Raw genomic sequence first — 1,568 nt, forward strand, 5'->3', positions numbered from 1 at the left:
GTTGTACGCGTCCATGCACGCCTTCTTGTAGTCGAGGTCCTGATGCCGGCAGAGCACGAGCCCGACCGTCGGATAGAGCACCTCCGCGACGACCCCATCGCGGTCCTGGTCCGCGAGCCGCGCCTCGGGATCCCAGCCGCCGCGGTGCCAGTCGGTAAAACGGCCCGTCATCCGGATGTCTTCGGATTTGGTGCCCGCCGCCGCGATGAGGCCCATCGGCAGCGCGCCCTGGGTCAGGTCCGGGATGATGAACACGTCGCCGCCCGCGCCGTCCGACGCGAGATGCGGCGCGCGGTCGCGGAGCGACGGGTCGATGTACTTCCGGTACGTCTCCGGATTCTCGGTGACGTGTGAATCGGCCGAGATCATGCCTGCCTCCTGCACGACGGCATTTCTACGCCGTGCTACGGTGCAGCGCCATGGGACAGTTCGAGACGATCACCGTCGACCGCGAAGGGCACCTCACCTGGCTCACCCTCAACCGTCCGGAGTCGCTCAACGCCATGAACGCCGCGCTCGTGCGCGAGCTGCGCGCGTTCCTCTGGGGCCTCGGCGAGGACGCCGAGACGCGTGTCGTGGTGATCCGCGGCGCGGGACGGGCGTTCTGCGCCGGGCTCGACCTGAAGGCGCATTCGGCGGAGCAGGGCGGTAACCACTCCTCCGTGCAAGCCGGGCTGCGCGGCCAGCGAACGATCAGCGAGATCGTGATGCTCATGCGCCGTGCGCCGCAGCCGATCATCGCCGCCGTGCACGGCGCCGCGTGCGGCGGCGGCTTCGCGCTCGCGCTGGCGGCGGACGTCCGCATCGCCGGGGCGTCGGCGCGGATGAACGCGGCCTTCATCCGGCTCGGGCTCTCGGCCTGCGACGTCGGCGTGAGCTACTTCCTTCCCCGTCACGTCGGTGCGTCGATCGCGGCGGAGCTCCTCCTGACCGGCAACTTCATCGACGCCGCACGCGCCGAGCACGTCGGCCTCGTCTCGCGCGTCGTGCCCGACGACGAGCTCGAGACGGCGGCGCGGACCCTCGCGCAGGAGATGCTGCGGAACACGCCGCTCGGGCTCCGGCTGACGAAGGAATGCCTTCGCATGAGCCTGGATGCGGGGAGCCTGGAGGAGGTGATCGCGCTCGAGGACCGGAACCAGGTTCTCGCCGCGGGCACGGCCGACTTCCGCGAGGGCGTTGCGGCGTTCCTCGAGAAGCGCCCGGCGCGGTTCACCGACGCGTGACCGGAGTTCCGCCGCCCGCGCCCGCCGACGTCGATTCGTGGGCCGTACGACTCGCGTATACGGCCCGGGTGGCGGTTGCCGCCGGTGTGACGACCGCGCTCTGGCAGGCATTCGCGGTGACGCACGGTATCTGGCTCACGGTCTCTGCGATCGTCGTCATCCAGCCGCGCCGCGGTCAGGCCTGGGCGAAGGGGGCGAGTCGGACGATCGGGACAGTGATCGGTGCCGCCGTCGCGACGGTGTGCGCGGCCGTCATGCCCGCGAACGCACTGACGGTCGGGCTCGCCGTCGCGGTCACGATCCTCATCTGCTGGGGCTCTGGCCGGCTCCAGGACCCGATGC

The 1,568-nt window shown here is 70.8% G+C and carries 3 protein-coding genes; 2 read left to right on the forward strand and 1 reads right to left on the reverse strand.

The genetic code is table 11. The features are described 5' to 3' along the window. On the reverse strand, positions 1–369 hold a 369-nt coding region (locus tag VKT83_13425; protein HLY23460.1), incomplete at its 3' end, for an amidohydrolase. A gap of 50 nt (positions 370–419) precedes the next feature. Between VKT83_13425 and VKT83_13430 the strand changes: the two genes are divergently transcribed. Beyond that, entirely contained in the window at positions 420–1,226 is an 807-nt protein-coding gene (locus VKT83_13430; GenBank protein ID HLY23461.1) for an enoyl-CoA hydratase-related protein, read from the forward strand. Beyond that, a partial coding sequence (locus VKT83_13435) for an FUSC family protein (protein HLY23462.1) occupies positions 1,223–1,568 on the forward strand: 346 nt, incomplete at its 3' end. The genes VKT83_13430 and VKT83_13435, both read left to right, overlap by 4 nt.

The sequence above is a fragment of the bacterium genome, assembly GCA_035308905.1.
GTDB lineage: Bacteria > Sysuimicrobiota > Sysuimicrobiia > Sysuimicrobiales > Segetimicrobiaceae > DASSJF01.

What these genes read in the sequence shown, in the direction of transcription:
- VKT83_13430 (HLY23461.1), top strand. Translation starts at nt 420, where the DNA reads ATGGGACAGTTCGAGACGATCACCGTCGACCGCGAAGGGCACCTCACC.